Annotated in this window: 24 protein-coding genes; 11 read left to right on the forward strand and 13 right to left on the reverse strand. The window is 60.2% G+C overall.

What is annotated here, in order from left to right; genetic code table 11:
* Positions 1-68 precede the first annotated feature (68 nt).
* The 3 genes from JQ863_RS02405 (at position 69) to JQ863_RS02415 (ending at position 3733) form a co-directional block, all read left to right on the forward strand.
* Complete coding sequence (locus tag JQ863_RS02405; protein WP_204112732.1) at positions 69-1175, forward strand: extracellular solute-binding protein; 1107 nt, start codon at positions 69-71, stop codon at positions 1173-1175.
* Between the two features lie 105 nt (positions 1176-1280).
* Positions 1281-2552: an ABC transporter permease gene (locus JQ863_RS02410; protein WP_204112733.1), complete on the forward strand. Its 1272-nt coding sequence runs from the start codon at positions 1281-1283 to the stop codon at positions 2550-2552.
* A gap of 5 nt (positions 2553-2557) precedes the next feature.
* Complete coding sequence (locus JQ863_RS02415) at positions 2558-3733, forward strand: ABC transporter permease (protein ID WP_204112734.1); 1176 nt, start codon at positions 2558-2560, stop codon at positions 3731-3733.
* Between the two features lie 56 nt (positions 3734-3789).
* Here the strand turns inward: JQ863_RS02415 and JQ863_RS02420 are convergent, their stop codons facing one another.
* From JQ863_RS02420 to JQ863_RS02430, 3 genes are all read right to left on the reverse strand, one after another.
* The gene (locus JQ863_RS02420; protein WP_204112735.1) at positions 3790-4584 is read right to left on the reverse strand and encodes an SDR family oxidoreductase; all 795 of its coding nucleotides are present in this window, start codon (positions 4582-4584) and stop codon (positions 3790-3792) included.
* 17 nt (positions 4585-4601) lie between these two features.
* Entirely contained in the window at positions 4602-6389 is a 1788-nt protein-coding gene (locus JQ863_RS02425; RefSeq protein WP_204112736.1) for an acyl-CoA dehydrogenase family protein, read from the reverse strand.
* A 111-nt stretch (positions 6390-6500) separates the two neighbouring features.
* Entirely contained in the window at positions 6501-7340 is an 840-nt protein-coding gene (locus tag JQ863_RS02430; RefSeq protein WP_204112737.1) for a LysR family transcriptional regulator, read from the reverse strand.
* A gap of 94 nt (positions 7341-7434) precedes the next feature.
* Here JQ863_RS02430 and JQ863_RS02435 point away from each other — a divergent pair, with 94 nt between their 5' ends.
* Together JQ863_RS02435 and JQ863_RS02440 are read left to right on the forward strand one after the other, a co-directional pair.
* Positions 7435-7902, forward strand: a complete 468-nt coding sequence (locus tag JQ863_RS02435) for a c-type cytochrome (RefSeq protein ID WP_204112738.1) — start codon at positions 7435-7437, stop codon at positions 7900-7902.
* Positions 7903-7911: 9 nt separating this feature from the next.
* Positions 7912-8814, forward strand: coding sequence for a cytochrome c (locus JQ863_RS02440; RefSeq protein ID WP_204112739.1), 903 nt, complete (start codon positions 7912-7914; stop codon positions 8812-8814).
* Here JQ863_RS02440 and JQ863_RS02445 read toward each other — a convergent pair.
* The 5 genes from JQ863_RS02445 to JQ863_RS02465 form a co-directional block, all read right to left on the reverse strand.
* Positions 8769-10058 (reverse strand): MFS transporter, encoded by a 1290-nt coding sequence (locus JQ863_RS02445; protein WP_204112740.1) that lies wholly within the window; start codon positions 10056-10058, stop codon positions 8769-8771. The two genes, JQ863_RS02440 and JQ863_RS02445, sit on opposite strands and share 46 nt — an antisense overlap.
* Positions 10055-10567, reverse strand: coding sequence for a hypothetical protein (locus tag JQ863_RS02450; protein ID WP_204112741.1), 513 nt, complete (start codon positions 10565-10567; stop codon positions 10055-10057). The genes JQ863_RS02445 and JQ863_RS02450 overlap by 4 nt, the downstream gene beginning before the upstream one ends.
* 79 nt (positions 10568-10646) lie before the next feature.
* Positions 10647-11420 carry a 3'(2'),5'-bisphosphate nucleotidase CysQ gene (locus tag JQ863_RS02455; protein ID WP_204112742.1) on the reverse strand — a complete coding sequence of 258 codons (774 nt, stop codon included), beginning with the start codon at positions 11418-11420 and terminating at the stop codon, positions 10647-10649.
* A complete protein-coding gene (locus JQ863_RS02460; protein WP_204112743.1) occupies positions 11407-12753 on the reverse strand; it encodes a TldD/PmbA family protein in 1347 nt (448 codons plus the stop codon). Before JQ863_RS02460 ends, JQ863_RS02455 begins: the two co-directional genes overlap by 14 nt.
* A 125-nt stretch (positions 12754-12878) precedes the next feature.
* On the reverse strand, positions 12879-14378 hold the full coding sequence (locus JQ863_RS02465) for a DUF2125 domain-containing protein (protein WP_204112744.1): 1500 nt from the start codon (positions 14376-14378) through the stop codon (positions 12879-12881).
* Between the two features lie 127 nt (positions 14379-14505).
* Here JQ863_RS02465 and JQ863_RS02470 point away from each other — a divergent pair, with 127 nt between their 5' ends.
* Together JQ863_RS02470 and JQ863_RS02475 are read left to right on the forward strand one after the other, a co-directional pair.
* Complete coding sequence (locus JQ863_RS02470) at positions 14506-15258, forward strand: SDR family oxidoreductase (protein WP_204112745.1); 753 nt, start codon at positions 14506-14508, stop codon at positions 15256-15258.
* Complete coding sequence (locus tag JQ863_RS02475; protein WP_204112746.1) at positions 15255-15866, forward strand: enoyl-CoA hydratase/isomerase family protein; 612 nt, start codon at positions 15255-15257, stop codon at positions 15864-15866. The genes JQ863_RS02470 and JQ863_RS02475 overlap by 4 nt, the downstream gene beginning before the upstream one ends.
* Before the next feature lie 57 nt (positions 15867-15923).
* Here the strand turns inward: JQ863_RS02475 and JQ863_RS02480 are convergent, their stop codons facing one another.
* The gene (locus JQ863_RS02480; RefSeq protein ID WP_204112747.1) at positions 15924-16217 is read right to left on the reverse strand and encodes an HNH endonuclease family protein; all 294 of its coding nucleotides are present in this window, start codon (positions 16215-16217) and stop codon (positions 15924-15926) included.
* A gap of 86 nt (positions 16218-16303) precedes the next feature.
* On the opposite strand from JQ863_RS02480, the gene JQ863_RS02485 reads away from it, so the two are divergent.
* Positions 16304-17626 (forward strand): mechanosensitive ion channel family protein, encoded by a 1323-nt coding sequence (locus JQ863_RS02485; RefSeq protein WP_204112748.1) that lies wholly within the window; start codon positions 16304-16306, stop codon positions 17624-17626.
* Complete coding sequence (locus tag JQ863_RS02490; RefSeq protein WP_204112749.1) at positions 17623-18786, forward strand: TIGR03862 family flavoprotein; 1164 nt, start codon at positions 17623-17625, stop codon at positions 18784-18786. Before JQ863_RS02485 ends, JQ863_RS02490 begins: the two co-directional genes overlap by 4 nt.
* A 4-nt stretch (positions 18787-18790) precedes the next feature.
* Here the strand turns inward: JQ863_RS02490 and JQ863_RS02495 are convergent, their stop codons facing one another.
* Complete coding sequence (locus JQ863_RS02495) at positions 18791-19378, reverse strand: glutathione S-transferase family protein (protein WP_204112750.1); 588 nt, start codon at positions 19376-19378, stop codon at positions 18791-18793.
* 153 nt (positions 19379-19531) lie between these two features.
* On the opposite strand from JQ863_RS02495, the gene JQ863_RS02500 reads away from it, so the two are divergent.
* Positions 19532-19960: a GFA family protein gene (locus JQ863_RS02500; protein WP_204112751.1), complete on the forward strand. Its 429-nt coding sequence runs from the start codon at positions 19532-19534 to the stop codon at positions 19958-19960.
* Positions 19961-19976: 16 nt separating this feature from the next.
* On the opposite strand, the gene holA is transcribed toward JQ863_RS02500, so the two are convergent.
* The 3 genes from holA to leuS are packed head-to-tail and all read right to left on the reverse strand — an operon-like array spanning position 19977 to position 24026.
* A complete protein-coding gene (gene holA, locus JQ863_RS02505; protein ID WP_204112752.1) occupies positions 19977-21005 on the reverse strand; it encodes a DNA polymerase III subunit delta in 1029 nt (342 codons plus the stop codon).
* Positions 21002-21490, reverse strand: coding sequence for an LPS assembly lipoprotein LptE (lptE, locus tag JQ863_RS02510; RefSeq protein WP_204112753.1), 489 nt, complete (start codon positions 21488-21490; stop codon positions 21002-21004). The genes holA and lptE overlap by 4 nt, the downstream gene beginning before the upstream one ends.
* On the reverse strand, positions 21477-24026 hold the full coding sequence (gene leuS / locus JQ863_RS02515; RefSeq protein ID WP_204112754.1) for a leucine--tRNA ligase: 2550 nt from the start codon (positions 24024-24026) through the stop codon (positions 21477-21479). The genes lptE and leuS overlap by 14 nt, the downstream gene beginning before the upstream one ends.
* 179 nt (positions 24027-24205) lie before the next feature.
* Here leuS and JQ863_RS02520 point away from each other — a divergent pair, with 179 nt between their 5' ends.
* Positions 24206-25468 carry a glycosyltransferase family 4 protein gene (locus tag JQ863_RS02520; protein WP_204112755.1) on the forward strand — a complete coding sequence of 421 codons (1263 nt, stop codon included), beginning with the start codon at positions 24206-24208 and terminating at the stop codon, positions 25466-25468.
* Positions 25469-25477 lie beyond the last annotated feature (9 nt).

A 25477-nucleotide genomic window follows, 5' to 3' on the forward strand; every position in this document is an offset into this window, starting at 1 on the left:
CAGCGCCGACTTCGATCGGCGGGGCACAATTTCAGAACCATAAGACTTCAACAAGGAGAGCGAGAAATATGACACTTCGTAAATTCACCGCTGCCCTGGCGACCTCTGCACTGGTCGCACCGGCGGCATTTGCGGCGGACATGGCGGACGAGCTGACGCTTGTTTCCTGGGGTGGCGCGTATCAGGCCAGCCAGCAGAAAGCCTATGTCGAACCCTACCTGGCGGCAAACCCCGATGTAAAAATCATCTGGGACGAAAGCTCGGCCGAAGCGGTGGCCAAACTGCGCGCCATGAACGAAGCGGGCAACATCACATGGGACCTGGTTGACGTGGTTGCATCGGACTCGATGCGGCTGTGCGACGAAGGCCTGGCGATGGAGCTGAACGCGGACGAGGACCTGGCGGCAGCGCCCGATGGCACCCCGGCATCGGAAGATTTTGGCGATCTTTTGGTATCGGACTGTTTTGCACCGCAGATCGTGTACTCGACCACATTCGGTTATCGCACCGACATGGTTGGCGACACCCCGCCGTCGTCCATCTGTGACGTGTTCGACCTGGAAGCCTATCCGGGCAAACGTTCGCTTCAGAAACGTCCGATCGACAACATGGAGTGGGCGCTTTACTGCGATGGCGTCGCCAAGGAAGACATCTATGACGTGCTCGGCACGGCAGAAGGCGTCGACCGCGCACTGGCCAAACTGGACACCATCAAGGACCAGGTTGTCTGGTGGACCGCCGGTGCGGAAACCCCGCAGCTTCTGGCCGATGGCGAGGTTGTGATGGGCTCGACCTTCAACGGCCGCCTGTTCTCGGCGATTGCCGAACAGGGCCAGCCGATTGGTATGCTTTGGGACATGCAATCGTTCGACCTTGACGGGTGGATCGTTCCCGAGGGTCTGCCCGAGGACCGCAAAGCTCGTGTGATGGACTTCCTCAAGTTCGCCACCGACACCCAGCGTCTGGCAGATCAGGCCAAATACATTTCGTATGGCCCGGCTCGCAAGTCGTCGGCCCCGCTGGTCGGCATGCATGCCGAACTCGGTATCGACATGGCACCGCATATGCCGACCGATCCGGCCAACGCTGGCAACGTCCACATCTATGACTACGAGTGGTGGGCCGACAACCGCGACGATCTGGACGCAAAGTTCCAGGCGTGGCTGGCCAAGTGATCCGTCACTGACATGATCTGTGGCGGGGCGGTTTTCGCCCCGCCGCACAGACACCAATAGGGCCGGATGACAGGCCCGGTGACATCAAAAGCAACGGGGAAAATCATGAGCGATACAGCCAAGTCCGGCCCGGTTCTGGCCGCGGATGGCACACCGCTGAAGCGCAGCCTGGCGCGGGCGCTGCGAATGCAGAAAATGCGCGCGCTGATGCTGATCGCGCCGCTTTTGATCTTCGTGCTTGTGACATTCATCCTGCCGATTGCGGACATGCTGTTCCGCTCGGTTGAAAACCAGATTGTATCCGACACCCTGCCGCGTACCGTGGTTGCGCTGGAGGATTGGGACGCCACCAGCGGCGAAACACCCGGAGAGGCCGTTTTCAAGGCGATGGCCGCCGACCTACAGGAAGCAGCCGCGGCCAAGATTCACACGCGCGTCGGTTCTCGGCTGAACTATGAAACGCCGGGCATCTCGTCCTTGTTCCGCAAGGCAGGCCGCAAAGTCAAAAAATGGGATGTCGAAGGCGACGGTCCGTTCAAGGAGATGTTCCTTGAAGTGGATGATGGATGGGGTGACCCTGACGTCTGGCGCACGATCCAGACCTATTCCCCTCGTCTGACAAATGGCTATTTCCTGAATGCTGCGGATATGCAGAAAGGGCCGGATGGCCCCGAAATGCGTCCCGAGAATGAACGGATCTACTGGGTTCTGTTCCAGCGCACCCTGTTCATGTCGCTGGTTATCACCGCCTCGTGTATCCTGCTGGGTTACCCGGTGGCGTGGATACTGGCGAACCTGCCATCGCGTACCGCGAACCTTTTGATGATCCTCGTCTTGTTGCCGTTCTGGACGTCACTTCTGGTGCGGACATCGGCCTGGAAGGTGATGTTGCAGCAGCAGGGGGTTATCAACGACACACTGGTCTGGCTGGGGCTGGTGGCCGATGACGCGCGGCTGGTGATGATCAACAACCAGTTCGGCACGATTGTTGCCATGACCCACATCCTTCTGCCGTTCATGATCCTGCCAATGTACTCGGTGATGCAGACCATCAACCCGTCCTATCTGCGTGCGGCGAAATCGCTGGGAGCCACGAACTGGACCGCGTTCTGGAGGGTCTATTTCCCGCAATCCGTGCCGGGCATCGGGGCGGGGTCGATCCTCGTCTTCATTCTGGCAATTGGTTACTACATCACACCGGAACTGGTTGGGGGCACCAAGGGTGTCTTTATCTCAAACCGGATCGCCTTCCACATCTCGTCCTCGCTGAACTGGGGTCTGGCGGCGGCGCTGGGCACGATTCTTCTGGTGGTCGTCCTGATCCTGTACTGGGCCTATGACAAGATCGTGGGCATCGACAACGTGAAGCTGGGGTAACTGACATGGCGCTGACACCTGTCCAACCGCAAACACCCGCCTTCACCGCAGGCATGTCCGCCCTTGCCGGAGGCTTTGCCGGGATATTCGTCGGCACCGCCAATGGATCGACCGGGCTGGGGCTGGCCATCGGCGCGGTCCTGTTGGGCGCTCTGGGGTTCATCTTCTCGGCACTCTACAAACAGGAAAAACCGGCCCGCTGGGGCGTTCTAGCCCTTTTCGTGATCCTTGGTGTGGCGATGGCGGGCATCCCCGGAGCCGTCATGGGCGCCTTGTTCGGCTGGGTCTTTGGCTGGTTCATCTTCTGGATCGCGACGGGCAATTACCGGTCCAAACTGCCACCCTATGCCACCTCCGGGCAGGTGCTTTGGCATTTCACGTTCCGCGTGATTTGCGGCGCGATCTTCGTTTTTCTGATCACGCCGATCCTTGTGGTGATGCCGCTGTCATTCAATGCGGAGGATTTCTTCACCTTCACGCCCGAGATGCTGCAGTTCAAGGCCGAGGGCTATTCTCTGAAGCATTACCGCGACTTCTTTACCAATGACGACTGGCAACAGGCGTTGTGGAATTCTGTCGCGATTGCGCCGGCGGCGACGGTTCTATCTGTCGGTTTTGGCACGCTGGCGGCCATTGGCCTCAGCCAACCGCATGTGCCGTTCCGCCGGGCAATCATGGCGATCCTGATCTCGCCGATGATCGTACCGCTGATTATCTCGGCGGCCGGCATGTATTTCTTCTACAGCCGGATCGGACTTCAGGGGACCTATGTCGGCGTGGTTCTGGCCCATGCTGCGCTTGGTATTCCCTTTGTGATTATCACCGTGACCGCGACATTGGTCGGCTTTGACCGCTCGCTGACCCGAGCTGCGGCGAATATGGGTGCCGACCCGGTCACCACCTTTTTCAAGGTGCAGATGCCGCTGATCCTGCCCGGTGTAATCTCGGGCGGGTTGTTTGCCTTCATCACGTCGTTTGATGAAGTTGTGGTCGTTCTTTTTGTTGGCTCTGCTGGTCAAAAAACGCTGCCATGGCAGATGTTTACAGGGCTACGAGAGCAAATCTCTCCCACCATCCTCGCGGTGGCGACGATCCTCGTGGTGATTTCGATCGCGCTTTTGACAACGGTAGAGATGCTGCGCCGACGGTCCGAACGGCTGCGTGGTATGTCGCCCAGCTGACGAACAAAAAAGGCCCGGTTCAGCAACCGGGCCTTTTTGCTATCTGAACCTGCAGATCAGATGAACTTCGTCGCGCCGCCGCCAACATCGCCATTGACCAAGCCGCCGTCGACAATCAGCGTCGATCCTATCACGTAATCCCCCGACCGCGCAGCAAGATACACGGCCGCCGCTGCCATGTCTTCGGGGATGCCGATGCGACCTGCCGGGATCGCCTTGGCCACCGCGTCGCCGTAATCCCTCGCGGCACGGTTCATGTCGGATGCAAACGCTCCGGGCGCAATCGCTGTGACGCCGATATTGTCGGATATCAGATGCCCTGCCATGCGTTTGGTCAGTTGCAGGATAGCGGCCTTGGACGCCTGATAGGAATAGGTCTCCCACTGGTTCAGGCGGATGCCGTCGATCGACCCGATATTGATGACCTTGGCCATTTGGCCAGACTCGCCGGATGCCTTCAACATTCCGTGCAGCGCCTGCGTCAGGAAGAAAGGGGATTTCACGTTGAGGTCCATCACCTTGTCCCACCCCGCTTCAGGGAACTGGGCAAAGGGTTCGCCCCACGCGGCACCGGCATTGTTGACGAGAATATCAAGGTGATCCTCGCGCTTGCCGAGCTCTTCCGCCAGTGCCTTGCAGCCCTCGACAGTTGAAATATCACCGGGAATCGAGATGCAGTTCCCGCCCAGTTCGTGCGCTGTCGCGTCACAGGCATCGGCCTTGCGCGCGGTGATATAGACGCGCGCGCCCTGCGCGATGAAGCCTTCGGCAATCATACGTCCGACCCCGCGCGAACCGCCGGTAACAAGGGCCACTCGGCCTTCAAGTGAGAAGAATTTGGTCAAGTCCATCTGGTGGGTCTCCGGTGTCATGCGTTTCCAAACCACGCATCGCGCATAGTCAGACAGGTGTCGTCCATCCCGCGCAGGAATGCGAAATCGGTTTGGGTTTTTGGCAGTTCATAGGCAAAGAAATAGCGGCACGATGCCAGCACCCCATCGCGGAAGGCGTCATCCTCACCGCGCTTGGTCAGAGCGGTTTCGGCCCGCCACAGGTGCAGCGCGGCGATCACCACATGACCAAACGTATTGAGGTAGAGCGTCGCATTGGCAAGACTCCTGTTAACGTCCGGTTCGGCACATAGGGTCCGGGTGGTCTCGCTCAGCTCTTGGATGGCGCTACGCAGGGCCGCCACATGGGGTTTGAGTTCCCCGTATGCGTCAGCACGTGTTGCAATCGCGTCAAGCTCTTCCAACAGCGCGATAAAATCCGCTCCGCCTCTCATCCGCACTTTGCGGCCCAGAAGGTCCAGCCCGTGGATGGCATAGGTGCCCTCGTGGATATGGTTCAGGCGGTTGTCGCGATAGAACCGTTCCATCGGGAAGTCGCGGGTATAGCCATAACCACCAAGGATCTGGATGGCGTGCTTGTTGGCTTCAAGACAGTGTTCCGAAGGCCAGCTTTTGGCAATTGGAGTAAGCACGTCGAGAAGCCCGTTCAGCCGCTTCTGTTCATCGGGGTCGTCGGTCACGGACATTCGGTCCACCAGCGCGGCGCACCACGAGGTCAGGGTCGTCGCGCCCTCGACCGCGGTTTTCTGCGCGAGTAGCATCCGGCGGACATCGGCGTGGTCGATGATCGGAAGTTGCGGCGATGTGGCGTCCTTGTTCAACGGGTGCCGGCCCTGCAACCGTTCGCGGGCGTATTGCAGAGAGGCAAGATAACCGCCCAGCCCGCACATTGCCGCCCCGTGGCCCACCGCCAGACGCGCTTCGTTCATCATGTGGAACATAGCGGCCATGCCCGCGCCCTCGGCCCCGACCAGCGTGCCGATCGTGTCGCCGCCATCCGAGAAGTTCAGCAGGCAGTTGGTGGTCCCGCGTTGCCCCATCTTGTGGTTGAGACCACCCAGAGTAATGTTGTTCCAGTCGCCGACCTGCCCGTTTTCGTCCACCCGATAACGCGGTACCAGAAACAAAGAAATGCCTTTGACCCCCGGCGCGCCGCCCGGAATCTTAGCCAACACCATATGAACGATGTTCTCTGACAACTCGTGATCGCCGCCGGAAATCCACATCTTGGTGCCGGAAATGCGATAGGTTCCGTCACCCTGCGGTTCAGCCTTGGTGGTGATGTCCGAGAGAGAAGATCCGGCTTGGGGTTCAGAGAGGCACATGGTCCCGAACCAGCGCCCTTCCAGCATCGGCGGTAGGTAAGTTGCGACCTGTTCCGGTGACCCGAAAGCGCGCAGCATGGCGGCATTGGCCTGCGTCAGGAAGGCGTAATTCGCAAGTGCATTATTGGCGCAGGTAAACAGGCCACTGACCGCCAGCGACAGCAGTTTCGGCATCTGCATGCCGCCATCGCCCTCGTCGAACCCCGCGGCAAAGAAACCGGCCTCGGCATAGGCCGCAAGCGCTTCTTTCGCCTCTTGCTGGATGACGACCTTACCGTCCACCACGCGGGGTTCGTTCGCGTCCATTTCCGCGGCAATCGGTTCAAAGTGTTTGGCGGCAATTGCCTGGGCACTGTCGAGGATCGCTTCCGCCGTCTCGTGGTCATAGGCGGCGTACCGGTCGGACGAAGTCAGACGATCCATTCCCATCACGTCAAACAGCAGGAAGTCTAACTCTTGCCGGTCCACGAATTGCGCCATTCCCGATCCTCCCTTCGATCATTTTGCAGGCACGATAAGCGATTTACACTTTCTGCAAAGGGCGAAGGGGCAACGACGTAGGGTCAATTGGTGCTGGCCGCCGTCAGGTGGTCACCAGAGCGCCGCAAGTCCCGCCGCCAGTCGGTCACGCACCATGCGGAAGCGTGTGTTTTCGCGCGTGTCCTCTTGTCCCGCAACCCAGATGGGCACAGACATAGATGGGGCAAGGTGGGACACGTCATAAAGATCGGGAACCGCGTCACCCACAAAGCGGGGCATCAGCGCAGCCGCATCACTGTGCCGAGCCATTTGGCACAGGACAAGAAAGCTGTCAGCGCCGCCCATAATAAGGCTTTGGTCAAGGTTGTCCTTCATCCACTGAGCAGTTGAAGTCTGCCCCAGCGACCCCTCCAGCCGCAGCCATGTCCTAGGGTTCGGCGTCGTTGCGTAGACACCGAAATGCAGATGGTTCGCCACCCGCCCGATCATGCCTTCGGTCAGGCTGATTGCCGGGCGGATCGAGATATCTGCAGAAAGCCGCGACAGATCGAGATGCGAGTTCCCGCTGAGAAGAGAAATATCCATCTGCGGAAATTCCTTCACGATGTCGGCGATGATCGCAGGCAGGATCATTTGGCTCAGGCTGTCGGTCGAGGTTATGCGAACTGGTCCCGTCGTGTCCCGGTCCGTTCCCGAGACGGCCCGGTCGACCGAGAAAACGGCGGCCTCGACTTCGCGGGCCGCGCGAAGGATAGCTTCGCTGCCCGGCAATAGCCGATAGCCCGTTGCAGCGCGGGCAAAGATCTTGCGACCGTGGCGTTCCTCAAAACTGGCGACACGGCGCAGGACCGTGGCATGGGTCACGCCCAGGTTCTGTGCGGCAGTGTTCACCGACCCGCTTTCGGCAACGGCCAGAACAAAGCGGATATCGTCCCAATTCGACTTGTTCATATTTTAACAACTAGAGTGGATTTTCCGGGAATGGAAATACAAACTTGGAACGCTAACATCTAGAAACATGTTTTCATCCTGAGAGGTATTCCCGATGTTTTCAGTCCGCAAAACCGCGCTGGCCGCTGCCCTGATCGGCGCAACTGCCGGTGCTGCCTTTGCCGATGGCCATGCCAACCCGGCAGTCAAAGCACGCCAACAGGTCATGAGCCTTTATGCCTTCCATCTTGGTACGCTTGGGGCCATGGCGCAGGGCAAAATGGACTATGATGCGGAGATGGCAACCAAAGCGGCATCGAATCTTGCGGCGCTGACCTCGCTGGATCAATCGATGATGTGGCCCGCCGGGACCGATTCGGGGTCGATGGAAGGCACCCGCGCCAAGGCCGAGATCTGGTCGAACTTCCCTGACGTTGGCGCCAAGGGCAAGGCACTGGCCGACGCGTCGATGGCGATGAAAGAGGCCGCGGGTGGTGGCCTGGAATCACTGCAGGCGGCAATGGGTCCGCTCGGTGGGGCCTGTGGCGCGTGCCACAAGGCGTATCGCGAACCTGAAAGCTGATTTTGTCGAATGAAGTGGCTAACCGCTTTATTGATCTTGCTCTTCGCAGGGGCCGGCGTTGGCTGGCTCCTGACGTCTCCTGAACGGGTGTCCCCTGACCAATTGGCAGGAATCACGCCGGACCTGAAATTGGGCGAGCAGGTATTCTATGCCGGCGGCTGTGCCTCGTGCCATGCTGCGCCGGGGGCTGAAGGCGATGACAAGCTGATCCTTGCGGGTGGGCACAGTTTCCCGTCGCAATTCGGCACGTTTATCGCGCCGAACATTTCGTCCGACAAGAACGCCGGGATTGGAGGCTGGAGTGACGAGGACCTCGCCAACGCAATGCTTCATGGCACCAGTCCGGAAGGCCAGCATTATTACCCGGCTTTCCCCTATACCTCCTATGCTCAGATGAACGTCGAGGACATCGTGTCCCTCAACGCTTTCCTCAAGACATTACCAGCCGTTGCAACCCCGGCCCCAGCGCATGAAGTGGGGTTCCCGTTCAATATCCGGCGTGCGCTTGGCGGCTGGAAGCTGTTGTTTGCCCGGTCCGGCTGGGTGGTGACCGGCGATCTGACCCCAGAGCAGGAACGCGGCCGTTACCTTGTCGAAGGTCCGGGGCATTGTGGCGAGTGTCATACGCCACGCAACGGCCTTGGTGGGCTGGATCTTGGAAAATGGCTGACCGGGGGACCAAACCCATCAGGCAAGGGCAAAATTCCGGCTTTGACGCCGGATCAACTGGACTGGTCCCAAGGCGATATCGCGGAATACCTGAAGTCGGGCTTCACACCCGAGTATGACTCGGCGGGTGGTGAGATGGTGGATGTGATCGCCAATACCTCGAAGCTGTCCGACGCAGACCGCGCAGCAATCGCAGCTTATCTGAAGCTTCCGCAACTGGCTGCAGGCGACGCATCGGACTGATCGGCGGCCGTTGACCTTCCGGGGTTGGCGGTTTCCTCCGGCAGGCGGATGGCCAGCCAGACGGCGCACAGTTTCAGCAGGCAAGGCAGAACCGCGTAGGCCAGCGTCAACGCGAATAGCGCAGAATCGTTGTTGGTCATGCCTGGTTGAAATCCAGCCCAGCCCAACATCGGCAAGACCAGAACAGCCGCAATCGCCAGTGCCAGCTTGGTGGCAAAGGCCCAGATGCCAAATGCCTGCCCTGTGCGAAGACCCGCGCGTTCAAGCTGAATGGCATACATAGCGGGCAGAACAACCATGTCCGCCCCAAGCGCCGCGCCCGTCACAATTGTGATTAAAGCGAACCCAATTGCCGCGCCGGGGGCCAGCGTCACCGTTCCGGCAAATCCTGCAATCGCCAATCCCATGGCGAGGATCAGAACCCGCCGACCTCCGATCCGGTCCAACAGCCGGGTCCAGACAGGCATCGACAATCCGGCGCTCGCAAAGAACAGCACAAGAAACGCACCCGCCATGTCACCCAGCCCAAGCTTGTCCTCGACAAAGAACAGGAAAAGGGTCGAAGTGATGGCAACTGGCAAAGCGTTCACAAAAGCCAGAAGCAAAAGCCGATGCGCGCCGGACGCGGCCAGGCCGCGCAGCGTCACTGGCTTCGATGACGCTGACGACAGCGACCAAAGGGGGCGCGAGAAAAGCCAGAGCAGCAGGATCGCAACTGCGAGAACCCAACCAAATTGACCATAACCGTTGCCACCGGCCATCCGTGACAATAGGTCGGGTGACATTGCCGCAAGAACAATACCCAACACGGTCCCTACTTCTCGGAATGCGGCCAGTCGGAAGACCACGCGCGGCACAGATGAGCCTGCTATGGCGGCGGTTTGTCCGTAGAACAATATGCTGCCCAGCGAAAAAGCGCTGAAGATAAGAACCAGCGACAGGGTCAGCCACCAGATCGGCGGAATTACCGGATCAAGTGAAAACAGCATGACAAATCCTACCGCCATACCCAGTGCGGCAAGGGCGGCAAAAAAAGAGCGGTGGGCAGGAAATCGGTCGATAAGCCATCCCAGCGCCGGATCCTGCGCGAAATCCATAACCCGGATGCCAATCAGTACCGCGCCGATAACACCCAGCCCAAGACCCAGCTCTGTTGCAGCGTAGCGCGGCAAGTGGATGTACAGCGGAAGTCCGGCCGCGGCCAGCAACATTGCAAAGCCGCTGACCGGCAGGAACCGTGTCATTGGCCGCGCAGTTTCCGCGACACCGAGGCCATCCGGCTCTGGTCCGACAGCCAGATTCCAAGGAAGCGCTGGCTGATGCTGGCATGACTCATCTGACAGGTCTTGGTGCCGTTGAACCAAAGCGACACACGGTCGGGCGTTTCGGCATAGGCCAGAAATCTGTCGCCGCTTTCCACAGTGCGAAAACAGCCTGACAACGATGCCCGGATCGCGGCATGATCGCCCGAACGACCCTCCATGCGCTCAAGCTCTTGCATGGTCGACCAAACAAGCGTGTCGCGGTCGAACCCACGGACATAGGTCAATTCCAGAGCGAAGCGACTGTTCCAATCGAAACGGTTTTCCTGAGCGTACAGCGTTGCGCGATAGACGGGCAGACCCAGCCATCTCACGGTGACATCGCCGATCAGGTTGGGAACGGCGGAAACAAGATTTGCGGGTTTGGCGGGCGCAATGCTGCCTTGGGCCACCAGCAGGGCCGTAAGTGCTACGATCCGGATAAGGTACATATCGACTTCCTCCTGTCCCTTGCTACGGGCGGGCGGCGGTCTTGGATCATTTATGTGGTTTCAGTATCCGCGGGAAAGGTTAGAACAATGCCCCGGCGATATGGGGATGTAGCCCTGCATTGGCTGCGATCATGCCCTTCTGACGCGGGTCAGGGTTGTTGAACCGAAGCTGGTCGCCTTTCCGGTCCGTGGCCATCGCGCCAGCTTCCTGAAGAATCACGGTGCCGGCGGCAATGTCCCATTCCCAGGTGGGCCGCAAGGTCAGCATGGCGTCATAACGACCCTCGGCCACCAGCGCGAGCCGATAGGCCAGAGACGGGCGGTGACTGCGCCGCACGTTCGGCGCACCCGATTTCCAGTGTTCTGCAGCCATCACGGGGCGGGCCGCCAACAGGCTGGCACCGCTGAGGTCATTGTGGACCGAAGGAGAAATGGGCGCGCCGTTCAGCGATGCGCCCTCGTCGGTTGCAGCGGCATAAAGCTTGTCCCGCATCGGCAGGAACACGACCCCGGCAATGACTTTTCCACGTTCGGCAATCGCCAGTGAATGCGCCCAGGTATTCGACCCCTCGATGAAGCTTCGGGTGCCGTCGATCGGGTCGATGATGAACACCCGGCTGGCCTCAAGTCGCGCCGGGTCATCGGTCGATTCCTCGCTCAGCCAGCCATAGTCGGGGCGGGCAGTGCGCAACTCGCGTTCCAGCATGGCATTCACGGCAAGATCGGCTTCGGTCACCGGTCCGGCACCGCCGGGCTTGTCCCATTGCCGGTTCGACTGGCCAAGGAAGCGTGTTGCGATCTTGCCAGCTTCCTGCGCGGCGTCGATCAAAAGGGCAAGATCAGGTGCCGGCAATGGTCATCCCTTCGACCAGAAGCGATGGCACAACGCGGCTAAGGTGAGTGCGGGCGTCGTTGGCCGGAATGATGTCGCGCAGCATATCACGCAGATTGCCGGCGATGGTGCATTCGTTCACCGGGCGCACGATCTTGCCGTTCTCGATCCAGAACCCGGAAGCGCCGCGAGAATAGTCTCCGGTGGTCGGATTGATTGTCGACCCGATCAGCGAGGTCACCAAAAGCCCGGTTCCCATCTGCACGACCAACTCGTCCCGTGACGCAACACCCTGCGTGAGGTTAATGTTCCAGCTGGTTGGCGAGGGTGGAGATGAAACCCCACGCGCCGCGTTTGCAGTCGACGCCATGCCCAGCTTGCGGGCATTGGCCAGGTCCAGCGTCCAGCCGGTCAGCATACCATCTGCCACGATGTCCCGTTTGCGTGTCGCCAGCCCCTCGGCGTCAAAAGGCCGCGAGCCCGAAACGCGCGGGCGATGCGGGTCCTCGGACAGGGTAAGTCCGCTGGGCAGCACCTGATCACCCAGCGCATCACGCAGCCAGGATGAACCGCGCGTGATCATGGCTCCGTTGACCGCCGCCAGAAGGTGGCCGATCAACGAAGACGAGATACGCTCATCAAACAGGACGGGAAACGTACCGGTTGGCGGTTGACTGGCGCCGTGCCGGTCCACCGCGCGGGATGCGGCCGTGGCGCCGATATCCTCGGGCGTTCTCAAGTCGGACTGGAAGATACGCGTGTCGCCGTCATAGTCACGTTCCATATCCGACCCGCATCCGGCGATGGCAACGCAGGAAATACCGCGATCGGTGCGGCGATACCCGCCGGCAAATCCGTTGCTGGCAGCCAGGAAAACCTCGGAAGAGGAATAGCCCGCCGATGCCGCCTGAACCTGGCTAATCCGATCGTTTGCAAGGGCTGCGGCCTCTGCCCGGGCTGCGTCGTCCTGTAGTGCTGACGGGGCAGGTTCCGGCGTCGGGTCCGCCAGTTCCAAGGCGGCAATATCCCAGTCACGTGCAATCTGATCCGGGTCGGCAAGCCCGATATGCGGGTCGTCAGGTGCTTCGCGGGCCATGGCGACGGCACGCTCGGCCATTTCGCGGATGCTGTCGGCGCGGGTTTCCGAGATCGAGACATTGGCTTGCTTCTGGCCAATCAACACTCGCAGTCCCAGGTCGATCCCCTCGGAACGCTCAGCATGTTCAAGTTTGCCCTGCCGCACGTCGATCGCAACCGAGGTGCCCTTGGCGACCAGTGCGTCCGCGGCGTTTGCCCCGGCGCTTTTCGCCGCGTCAATCAACGCGCCCGCGAGGTCTTGAAGATCCGGCCCCATGTCATCCTCTCGATTGTAGTGTTCCTGACGAGGTAGTCGGCGCCGCCCGCCCGCGCAAGTCCGGTGAACGGAAAAGGGCCGCGCCAACCCATGAAGCGCGGCCCAATATTGTCATCGCGGACAGCTTACTTGATGCGCTGCCCGTTCGCCAGGACATGCCCCTGCGCGTTGACTTCGATCTTCGAGTTCAGCTCATCTTCACCTGCGCCTGGCACGGCGAACATGCCCATCATCATCCGCGCACCCATGGCCTGCTCTTCCGGCACCAGCCCCATCTGGACCAGCTTGTCGATCAACCCGTTTGCGCCCATGATGGTTACATTCAGTTCACCTTCGGGGCGGGGCATCCCGTCAAAGGATTCGAGGTCCGAATTGTCGAAAGTGAACGCCCCGGTGCCGTTGGCACTGGCGCCCGCCAGCTTGATGGTCAGGTCGTTGAGCGTAATCGCGTTCAATTCACCAGGAGGAGCCGACATTTCCTCGGCCTCAGGGCTCATCAGGTCAATCAGAACTGTGGCGAGCCCGGTCATATCAAACGTCAAAGTCGCCGGATCACGCGGCAGAACGCCAGCGGGATCAAAAATACCCCACAGCATGTCGGCCATCGTCAGGTCGACAAGGCTGAGCTTGAGCGCGAAATCCTGCGGTTCGTCCTTGGCCATAAGGGGGACATCGAAACCATAGCCGAATTGACCGGCGGCAAAGGAAACCGGCAATGGGATTTCCGGCCCCATTATGTTGACGGTCAGGTCTGTGGTGCCCCCCGAATAGGCCATCTGTTCTTCGCTGAGGATCACGGCTAGTGATCCACCACCCGCCGACATGTCGATATTGGTGGTGCCGGCGCCCTCGGTCACGGCCATTTTGACATCCGTTGCTCCGTGCTTGAAGTCGCCATCGACCTTGAAGCCGTTTGCAAACATGGCAGCGGGGTCATCGGGGTCGATCTCGGACGGCATGTTGGTGCGGCCTGCGAAATCCAGACCGGCAACCGACGCGTTCATGTCCACCGTTTCTCCCTCGGGGTCTTTGACATCGACATTGAACGTCATCAACTCGGCACTGAATTTCTGCTCGATCCCGATCATGTCGCCAATCGTCATCGACGACATACCTGCAAGTTTCATCAGCGACAGCTCGAAGGCCACATCGGGCACGGCTTCGCCATTCACCACCAACTCGGTCAGCGCAACCGATGCTTCGGTGGCGTCATAGACATAGGTGATGTCCAACGGCGCGCCGGATGCCACCATGTTCATATCGGTGTAGGTGAGCAGGACGCTCACATCAGCGGTTTCCCCTTCTCCGCTGGCCTTTGCCTTGATGGGCATCTGCGCGGGAAGTTCGATCCGCACCGTGCCGTCGCCCTGATCGATAAAGGCGATATCGCCCATCATCATGTCAAGGCGGCCCTCGCCTTCGGGCAGGTCCATGCCCAGCGTCAGCCCGGACACATCAAGCCGCCCGCTGCTTTCCGATTCGGTTGCGTTCACTTCGTATCCGAAACCAGTGAAATAACCCGACCAGCTGTCCCAGACCTCGCGCGGGCTGACGTCGGCCGCGGCGGCGCCAGCCAAAATAGTCGAAAGGGCCGTGCCTGCGGCCAGAGATGAAATACGGTTCATGATTGAAACCTCTCTTGGATAAATTTGTTACAGCTTCCGACTTCGAAAGGTCAGGGTCAAGGGGCGACGGGCTGGACCTTCAATCGTCACGCAGCTAGGTCTTGGCGACAACAGGAAGGAGACGTTCATGACATATGTGGCAGGAAAGACAGTGGTCATTACCGGGGCCAGCCGAGGCATCGGTGAAAGCGCGGCGCGCATATTTGCAGAGGCAGGCGCAAATGTTGCGCTTCTGGCGCGTTCCTCGGGCGATATCGAACGCATTGCGGGCGAGATTGGAGAAAATGCCCTGGCCATCGCGTGTGACGTTTCGGATGCCGAAGCGGTCGAGGCGGCGATGGTTGCGACCGAAGCGAAATTTGGCGGTATTGACATCTTGATCAACAACGCCGGACTGATCGAGCCGATTTCCCACTTGGCGTCTTCTGACCCCGAAGGCTGGGGCAAGGTCATCGATATCAACGTCAAAGGTGTCTATTACGGCATGCGTTCGGTGATCGAGCGGATGAAGAAACGCGGTGGCGGGTCGATCCTGACCATCTCGTCCGGTGCGGCCCATGGCCCGGTCGAGGCGTGGTCTCATTATTGCGCGTCCAAGGCCGCGGTGAACATGCTGACCCGTTGTGTCGACAAGGAAGAGCGCGAAAACGGCATCCGCGCCATCGGCCTGTCGCCGGGCACGGTCGCAACCGAGATGCAGCGCGAGATCAAGGCATCCGGCATCAATCCGGTTTCGAAACTGGAATGGTCTGACCACATTCCCCCGGAATGGCCTGCAAAATGCCTGTTGTGGATGTGTGGTCCGGGTGGCGATGACTGGCTCGGCGACGAGATCGCGCTGCGCGACGAAGATATCCGCAAGGCGGTCGGCCTGAAATGATCGAACTGGCCAAAGAGCCGTCGGGCCTGTGGATCGTCACGATCGACCGGCCCGACAAGGCGAATTCCCTGACCGAAGCGATGCTGACCGAACTGGCGGAAATCGCGGAAGCGGCAGGCGAGGCACGGGCACTCATCCTGACAGGTGCAGGCAAGGTGTTTTCCGCCGGGGCAGACCTTGACGAAGCCCGTGCGGGGCTGGCCACTTCGGATGTGTGGGAGCGGCTTTCCGGTGCAATCGCTGCGCTGCCGGGCCTGACCATTGCCGCGCTGAACGGAACTTTGGCTGGGGGCGCAAACGGCATGGCGCTGGCCTGCGATTTGCGGATCGCGGTGCCGGGTGCAAAGTTCTTTTACCCGGTAATGAGGCTGGGCTTCCTGCCGCAACCCTCGGACCCGCGCCGCATGGCGGCGTTGATTGGCCCGGCCCGCACCAAGCTGATCCTGATGGGCGGGCAGAAGATCACAGCCGAGGACGCCCTGTCCTTTGGGCTGATTGACCGGATCGTCGACCCGGATGCGTTAATCGACATGGCGCGCGACCTTGCCGCCGACACATTGGCTGCTGATCCCGCGATTGCGTCGGGTATCAAGGAGCTTTGCCGCTAGGCATTTTTGGGCATTTCCGACCAGTAAAAAGTCGCGCCGTTCGGGTCTCTTGCGCGCCTAACGTCGGCGGCGCGGTCCGGGGGTGCGGCTTTTGAAACCCGGCGGGCGTTTCTGAACCCAACGAATGAACTTTGCCAGCCGGGGATGCGCGCGCAGGGCCGCGATGGTTGCGAAGTCGCGCGCCAGTTCCGCTTCGGTCAGGGTTGCGTGGATTTCGTTATGGCAAATCTGGTGAAGTCGCACGGTGGGGCCGCCCTTGCCGCCTTTCAGCTTCGGGATCAGATGGTGTTGGCTTTGTGGCACGTCCGCGGGGATGGGGCGGCCGCAGAGGGGGCAGATCGGATCGGTCACCGTGGTCTTTCCAGTTCTTTTCCTTGTCTAATCGGACCTCATTGGGCATGAGGAAAGCAAGGTGAACGTGGTGTCAAAGGGTGATCATGGAAAGCCAGGCTGAACTTGTTGCCATCGGGCAGGACTATCTGGAACAGGGTTGGGAGCTGGCAGAGGGCTGGCTTCTGAGCCCGGCCGCATGGTCGCAGCTGGCGCTTCTGGTGCTGGCCTATTTCGTGGCGCTTCTGGCCACGCGGCGACTGCGTCCATTGCTGGTCAAGGCGCTGGCGCCGAAAAAAGAACAAGACGGACCGACTGCAAAGGTCCGCCGAGCCCTGTTGATCCTGACACCGCTGCTGTTGCCGGTTCTGGCTTATGTCTTTACCGGCATTGGCGAAAACGTGACGCGGTCGCTGTTCAATTCTGGCGCGGTCATTGCCTTCGGTAAGCGCGTGTTCATCTTCATCGCAGCCCGCATCCTGGTGCGTGAAATCATCAAGGACCCGCTGTTCAAGGTCATTGGGCGCTATGTGCTTGTCCCGCTGGCCGCTCTTTATGCGCTGGGATTGATGGATGAGTTGGTGGGGCTTCTGGAAGACACAGTGGTGCCGCTGGGCAACCTGTCCTTCTCGCTTCTGTTTGCCGTGCGGGCGCTGATCGTCGGTGGAGTGATCTTCTGGCTGGGAAGATGGTCGGCCGAGCAGTCGTCATCGCTGATCAAGGCGCAGGACGATATGCGCCCCGCGACGCGCGAACTGGCGGCCAAGGCCGCCGAGATCGCGATTTTCGGGATCGCTTTCCTTCTGTTAATGAACATCCTCGGGATTTCGCTGACGTCGCTGGCGGTTCTTGGCGGCGCGATCGGCGTTGGTCTGGGCTTTGGCCTGCAGAAGATTGCATCGAACTTCATTTCGGGCGTGATCCTTCTGCTGGAAGGGCAGGCAACCGTGGGCGACTATGTGGAACTGGATGGCGGCGAGGCCGGGACCATCGTCAAGACCACCGCCCGCGCGATGATCCTGGAAACCTTCGACGGACGCTGGATCGTGGTCCCAAATGAGGATTTTATCACCACACGGGTCATCAACTTTTCGGACCAGGGATCGGCGAACCGCTACGAGGCACCGTTCTCTGTATCCTATGACACCGACATCAACCTTGTGCCCGATATCGTGGAAAAGGCGGTCGCAACCCACCCCGAGGTCCTTGATGACCCATTTCCACCGGACTGCGAGTTGCGGGGATTTGGCGACAGCGGAGTCGACTTCTGTGTCGAGTTCTGGGTGAACGGGCTGGATGACGGTAAAAACAAGTTTACCTCGGACGTGCTTTTCCTGATCTGGAACGCGCTGAAGGACAACGGTATCGAGATCCCCTATCCGCATCGCGTGATCGAAGTGAAGGGCGACATCCCGACAAAACCAGCATGACGGATGCGCTGGTCATTGGGGCCGGGCCAGCCGGCCTGATGGCGGCCGAGGTCATGTCGGCGCGCGGCCTGTCGGTCTTGGTGGCCGAGGCCAAGCCATCGCCCGCGCGCAAGTTCCTGATGGCCGGGAAATCCGGTCTGAACCTGACCAAATCAGAGCCCTTCGACGACTTTCTCTCGGCCTATGAGGACCGCGCCGATGTGTTGCGCCCGATGCTGGATGCGTTTGGTCCTGACGACGTGACGTGCTGGGCCGAGGGGTTGGGGCAACAGTTGTTTACCGGGTCATCGGGGCGCGTCTTTCCCGACGTGATGAAAGCATCTCCGTTGTTGCGGGCGTGGTTGCACAGGCTGGAAGGGGCAGGGGTAACCCTGCGCACCCGCTGTGGTTGGGCCGGGTTTGATGGGGACGGGTCGGTGTTTGAAACACCCGAGGGTCGTGTCAGTGTGACGTCCAAAGTCACGGTGCTCGCGATGGGCGGCGCAAGTTGGGCGCGGCTGGGTTCGGATGGGTTGTGGGCGAATGGGTTTGCATCGGATCAACTTTCCCCATTCCAGCCAGCCAACGTGGGGTTTCTCGTGGATTGGTCACCTCATATGGCCCGTTTCTTCGGAACGCCCGTCAAATCCGTGACGCTGATGGCTGGCAAGCAATCGGTCCGGGGCGAGTTCGTGATCTCTGAGCGCGGGCTTGAAGGCGGCGGCATCTATGCCGTGTCGCGGGCAATGCGCGATGGTGCGGACCTGTTTGTGGACCTGATGCCGGATCTGTCCGAGGCGCAATTGCGTCAGCGACTGGCCCGGCCGCGCGGCAAGGCGTCCCTGTCGAACCACCTGCGCAAGATGCTGCGGCTAGACCCGGTGAAACAGGCGCTGCTGATGGAGTTCGGGCGCCCTTTGCCTAACGACCTGCCGCCTTTGCTGAAAGCCCTGCCGATCCGTCATGCCGGGCCGCGACCGATGGACGAAGCGATTTCGACCGCAGGCGGGTTGCGCTTTGACGCCCTGACCAATGAGTTTATGCTGTGGGACCGTCCGGGCGTCTTTGCCGCCGGAGAGATGCTTGACTGGGAGGCACCGACCGGCGGTTACCTGTTGACCGCTTGCCTTTCTACGGGGGCATGGGCGGGCCGTAGCGCTTCCGATTTTGTCGCGAGGTAGCCGGTCAGGTTTTTGCCGTCAATTTCTGGAACGACGGTCGCGCCCGGCACCGTTTGACATAGTCCTTCAACGCGGCATTGTCGGTCGGGAAGCCCGCATTCATAGCCCAACCGCCGCAATGAGCCAGAATGATATCGGGGATGGTAAACTCTTCTCCCATCAGGAACGGTCCCTTCACCCGCACCATGACCTTTTCAAGGTTGCGGGCATATTCCCACTTGAGGGAGGGTTTGATGGCATCAACACGATGTTCCTCGGGAAGGATGAAACTATGACGCGCTGCGGTCCAGAGAACCGCGTCAATGTCATCAAGAACCTGGTGGGTGATGCCGTCTTGCTGGGCGCGGGCAATGGTGCCGGCGGGGGCCGTCAGGCCGCCATGTTTGTCGGCAAGATAGGTGATGATCGCGGTCGAGTCGGTGACGACGTCATCGCCGTCCTTTAGGATCGGAATCTTGCCTGTAGGGTTCAGTCGTGTCACCAGATCTGATCGCGGCTTCTCTGGCGTGTGAGTATAGTCCAGCCCCAGTTCTTCAAGCGCCCAAAGCACCCTGAAAGTGCGGCTTTGTTTGCCGCCGATAACCTCGTACATGCCGTTCCCCTGCCGCTTTCGAACCGTCCACAGACTGGCCCGTCATACTCGAGCGTGCAAGACCGAACTGCGCGGCTCTTGTTGCCAGAATTTGTCAGCAGCCCCGGTTAGGGTAAGGGCAAGACGAAAAACCAATCAGCGAAAGGATACAATATGGCGGTAACGGGTGGATGTCTGTGTGGCACGGTGCGCTACGAACTGGCCGAGAAACCAAGGGAAACCGGGGCGTGTCATTGCGGCATGTGCCGCAAGTTTTCAGGCGGAGTGTATCTTGGGATGCAGGTCGCACCGGGCGGCGCGCAGTTTTCCGGGGAAGAGAATATTGGCGTCTTCCAGTCGTCCGACTGGGCAGAGCGTGGATTCTGTAAGAGCTGTGGAAGTAGTTTGTTCTATCGCGTCACCATGCCCGGACCGGGACAGGGGGTGCTGCACATTGGTCTTGGGACGTTGGATGACCCGGACGGTGTGTTGTTGACCGGCGAGATATTTGTTGACAGAAAACCTGATGGATACGCGTTTCAGGGCGAGACGCACAAGATGACCGAGGCCGAGGTCTTTGCGATGTATGCGCCGTCTGCGTGACTCGGGGCGGGACCGGTCAGCGGCGCGATGACAACATCGCCAGCCTCAGAAGGGTGCGCTCGACAAGGGCCATTGCCGGGGCGTTCTGTCCAGCCGATCTCAGTTGCAGGTCGGTGTCGGTCAGCATTGTCAGTGCCTGTTCAAGTTTGTGCGGCCCCCAACCCTGGGCCTGCCGCAACATGCGGTCGCGGCGGGGGCCATAGATCGGCGGGCGCATCCGGGAAATTCCGGCAGCCGCGCCGCCGGGATCAGCGGCGGCGGTGTAAAGTGCGCGGAAATGCCGGGTGGCACCGATGCACAGTGCGACAGGTTGCACGCCTTGGGCGTGAAGCTTTTGCATGACCGGACCAATCTCGCCCGATCGCCCTTCGGCGACGATGTTCAGAACGTCATCAAGATCGGCCTCGGTCGAGGTCGGCGCGCAGGCCTGAACATCGGCTGACGATACTTCGGTCTCATCACCGAGTTTAAAAAGAGCCAGCTTTTCAACCGTTTGACGGAAATCTCCCGGGTCAAGTTCTCGCGATAGCGCGGTCAGATCCGTCATCGCTTCGCGGCCAATTCCGGCAACCCCGGCACGTTTCAGTTCCGCCTCGATCTCGTCCCGGCCCATCGGCTCGTCATAGATGGCGGCGGCATAGGCGTTGGGATGGCCTTCAAACGCCTTGCGGATCTTCGAAGTCTTCTTGAGCGCGCCAGCCGTCACAACAAGCTGCGCGTCGCCCTCATTCCAGTCGGCAAGAGCGTTCAGGATCGGCTCGGCGGCGGCATCGGTGGCGTCTTCGACAAAGGTGACACGGGGGCCGGGAAAAAAGCTGACGGATTTCAGCGCATCGGTCACAAGAGCGGGTTCCTTGCGCAGGCTGGCTGCGGGAATTCGCGTCAGGCGCATTTCCTCTTCACCCTGCGGCCCGATAAGCGCGGCGATCACCTCTTGTCGCTTCAGCGCAACGCGCATCGCGTCCTGTCCATAGATCAGCAACCCGGTGCGCTGCGGCTCTGGCTTGGCGAAATACCGGTTTGCGTCGCGTGTAGACAGCTTCATAGCGGGTTTGTCTTGGCAAAGGCCAATAGCTGGGCGTGGATCTGGTCCGCCAGCATGATCATCAGGCGCTCTTCAGCGTCAGTTTCCCCTGCGAGGGTTGCAACAGTGGTTCCGGTTGTCGAATAGCCGGTGAAATTGTCCACTTTGCCGGTGGTCAGCACTTCCTTTGTGTTCTTGTCCATCAGGGCATAGGTCGCTTCGCCCAAAAGGTCGAACCGGTTGGTCAGCCCGCCGATGGTCACCGCCATCTCTTGCCGCTCGACCGTGGTGGACAGGCTGAGGTAATACTTGCCGGAACTGGTCCGGCCCAGCCGGTCCTCAAGTTCGCGGACCAGAACATAGCCATAATGGTCGCCTGGTTCCTCAATCTCGACCCGCCCCAGAAGCCCTGCCGCGCCGCCCGATGGCCCATAGGCAGGGGTAAAGCCGCAGCCCCCGAGGGCCACGGCACCAATCAAAAAGGTTCGGCGGTTACACCACGACATTCACGATCCGTCCCGGGACGACGATCAGTTTCTTGGGCTGGGCCCCGTCCAGCGCACGGATCACAGCATCATGGGCCAGGACGAGTTTTTCAACCTCTTCCTTGGCCATGTCCTTGGGTACCACGATCTCGCCACGCCGCTTGCCGTTGATCTGGATCGGCAGTGTGACAGCGGTCTCGACCAGCATTGCCTCATCCGCGACCGGCCACGGCGCGTTCACGATCAACCCCTCGCCACCCAGAAGGGTCCAGATTTCCTCGGACAGGTGCGGGGTCATCGGTGACATCAGTTGCGCCAATGCCCGTGCCGCCTGTTTCTTGGCATCGCCGCCCGCCTTGGATTTCGCCAGCGTGTTGGTGAAAGCGTAGAGCTTGGCAATCGCGGCGTTGAACCCAAAACTTTCGACGCCAAGAGTCACGTCGCGGATGGCCTTGTGCATTTCACGCAGAAGATCGTCGTCTCCTTCGCCGGTGCCACCGGGCAACTCCGCTATTTCCGACGTGATGCGATAGACGCGGTTGAGGTGTTTGAACGCGGCCTCGGCCCCGGACGCGGTCCACTCGACGTCGCGTTCCGGCGGGCTATCCGACAGAACGAACCAGCGCGCGGTGTCAGCACCGTAATTGCCGATGATCGCCAGCGGATCGACCACGTTGTTCTTGGATTTTGACATCTTGGCCGAGGGGATCACGGTCACTTTCTCGCCAGTTTCCTTGACGAAAACTCCGCCGTCGCGTTCCTCGACATCCGCCGGGTAGTGATAGACCGGGCGGCCATTGTCGCCGGTGGTCTGATAGATCGCGTGGGTTACCATGCCCTGGGTAAACAGGGCGTCGAACGGCTCGATCGACTTCTCCGGCAAGTGGCCGCAGATGTGCATCGCGCGGGCAAAGAAACGTGAATACAGAAGGTGCAGGATCGCGTGTTCGATGCCGCCGATATACTGGTCAACGTTCATCCAATAGTCCGCGTCCTCCATCGAGGTCGGGGTATCGGCATGAGGCGCGGTGAAGCGGGCGAAATACCACGATGAATCGACAAACGTGTCCATCGTGTCGGTCTCGCGCTTGGCCGGGGCGCCGCAGGTCGGGCAGGCGCAATCGCGCCATGTCGGGTGGCGATCAAGCGGATTGCCGGGTTTGTCGAAGCTGACATCGTCAGGCAGCTTGATCGGCAGGTTTTCTTTCTTTTCAGGCACGACGCCGCAGGTGGCGCAATGCACCACCGGGATCGGGCAACCCCAGTAACGCTGCCGCGACAGGCCCCAGTCACGCAGGCGGAACTTGGTCACGCCCTTGCCCCAGCCGGCCTTCTCGGCGAAGTCGATGGTGGCGTCGATGGCCTCTTGGCCTGTTGCCTCGTCCAGACCTGCAAAGTGGTTGACCCATTTCACCTTCTGCTCTTTCGGAGGCACGAAGGCTTCGGTGTCGACGGGCTTGGGATCGTCGAGCGCAAGGAAGGTGTCGATCACCGGCAGGTCGTATTTGCGGCAGAAATCAAGATCGCGCTGGTCATGGGCAGGGCAGGCGAAAATCGCGCCGGTGCCGTAATCCATCAGGATGAAGTTGGCGATCCAGACCGGCAGCTCCCAGTCGGGGTTCAGCGGGTGCCGGACGGTGATACCCGTGTCATAACCCAGCTTCTCTGCGGTCTCGATGGCTTCTTCCGTGGTGCCACCCTTGCGGCACTCGGCGACAAACGCGGCGACATCCGGGTTTTCCGCCTCAAGCTGCTTGGCGATCGGGTGGTCGGGCGAGATGCCGACAAAAGATGCCCCCATCAGCGTGTCGGGGCGGGTGGTATAAACCGTGATCGGGTCACCGCCATCGGTGCGGTCAAATGAAAACTCAAGGCCGCGAGACTTGCCGATCCAGTTCTCCTGCATGAGCCGCACCTTGGCGGGCCAGCTCTCAAGCCCGTCCAGCGCGTCGAGCAGTTCCTCAGAGAAATCGCTGATCTTGAAGAACCATTGCGTCAGCTCGCGCCGTTCGACCAGCGCACCCGACCGCCAGCCGCGCCCGTTTTCGACCTGTTCGTTGGCCAGAACCGTCATGTCGACCGGGTCCCAGTTCACCACCGCGTTCTTGCGATAGACCAGCCCCTTTTCAAGGAAATCGAGGAACAATGCCTGCTGCTGGCCGTAGTACTCCGGGTCACAGGTTGCGAACATCCGGCTCCAGTCCAGAGACAAGCCCAGCGGTTTCATCTGTTCGACCATCGTTTCGATATTCGAATAGGTCCAGTCCTTGGGATGGCCGCCGATGGCCATCGCCGCGTTTTCAGCGGGCATCCCGAAAGCATCGAACCCCATCGGGTGCAGCACATTATGGCCCGTCGCGATACGGTGTCGCGCAATAACATCGCCCATCGTGTAGTTGCGCACATGACCCATGTGCAGCTTGCCCGACGGATAGGGGAACATCTCTAGCACGTAGTACTTCGGCTTAGAGGTATCGCGGATGGCGGTAAAGGTGCCGGCCTTGTCCCAGGCGTCCTGCCAGCGGGCTTCGATCTCGGCTGCTGAATAGCGCGACATATGCGTTATCACCTTTTCTTGGGCGGTTTTCGGGTCTGGACTTCGCATGGGGTGATAGGCATCTGGCGACGCTTGGTCCAGAGCCTTCGGCGAAACATCCCCACAAATCGCGGTATTTGCGGCTGGCTTGCAGGGAATCTCTCTGTTTTAGTGGTCGAACGGCGATTTCAGGCGGGCAGATGGATATCCTTTTCATTCACCAGAACTTTCCCGGACAGTTCAAACATCTTGCCCCTGCGCTGGTGCAGGCGGGGCACCGGGTCGTAGCATTGACGTTGCGTGTAAAAGAGCCGACCACCTGGAACGGCGTCCGGGTTTTGCCCTACCGGATCAAGCGCAAGCCGGGAACGGGGGTGCATCCTTGGCTTGTCGACTTCGAGTCCAAGCTCCTGAGGGCGGAATCCTGTTTTCTGGCTGCGCAAGAGCTGAAAAAACGGGGCTTCGACCCGGATGTGATTGTCGCCCATCCCGGTTGGGGCGAGTCGATGTTTCTGCGCGATGTCTGGCCTGCCGCACGGATCGGGCTGTATTTCGAACTGTTTTACAATGCGAAAGGCGGCGATAGTGGTTTTGACCCCGAATTTCCGCGTCAGAACACCGAGTTTGAACCGCTGCGGTTGCGGATGAAAAACATCAACAATTTCCTGCATTTCGACATTGCGGACAAGGCGATCAGCCCGACCCGGTTTCAGGCGGACAGCTTCCCGGATGCCCTGCAAGACCGCATCAGCGTGATTCACGATGGTATCGACACCGATCATGTCCGCCCCAACCCCGAGGTTCAGTTTGACCTGCCCGAGGGCAAGGGCACGCTAAGCCGGAAGGACGAGGTCATCACTTTCGTCAACCGCAACCTCGAACCCTATCGCGGTTATCACATTTTCATGCGCGCGTTGCCGCAGATCCTGGCTGCGCGTCCAAGTGCGCAGGTGCTGATCGTTGGCGGTGATGAGGTCAGCTATGGCGCCGCGCCGCCCAAGGGCAAGACATGGAAACAGATTTATGTGGACGAGGTTCGGTCGCAAATTCCCGATTCAGATTGGCGGCGCGTGCATTTCCTTGGCCGCATCCCTTATGACCGATTCCTGACGCTTTTGCAGGTCAGCCGGGCGCATGTCTATCTGACCTATCCGTTTGTCCTGAGCTGGTCCCTGATCGAAGCGATGAGCGCCGCGACTCCGATTGTCGCCAGCGACACGGCACCTGTCGCCGAGGCGATCACGCATGAAGAGACCGGGTTGTTGTTCGATTTCTTCGACCGGGACGCGCTGGTCGAATCGGTGATCCGCGTGCTCAAGGATACCGATCTGGCCGCGCGGCTTGGCGAAAACGCGCGCCGCCACGCCATCGGGACGTATGACCTTGGAAACGTGTGCCTGCCGGCGCAGTTGGATTGGATCAACAGTTTGGCTGGCTGTTCGCCGCGAAAACCAGAGTTGTAAAGCCCCTGG

It is taken from the genome of Shimia biformata (genome assembly GCF_016888515.1).
Taxonomy (GTDB): Bacteria; Pseudomonadota; Alphaproteobacteria; order Rhodobacterales; family Rhodobacteraceae; genus Shimia_A; species Shimia_A biformata.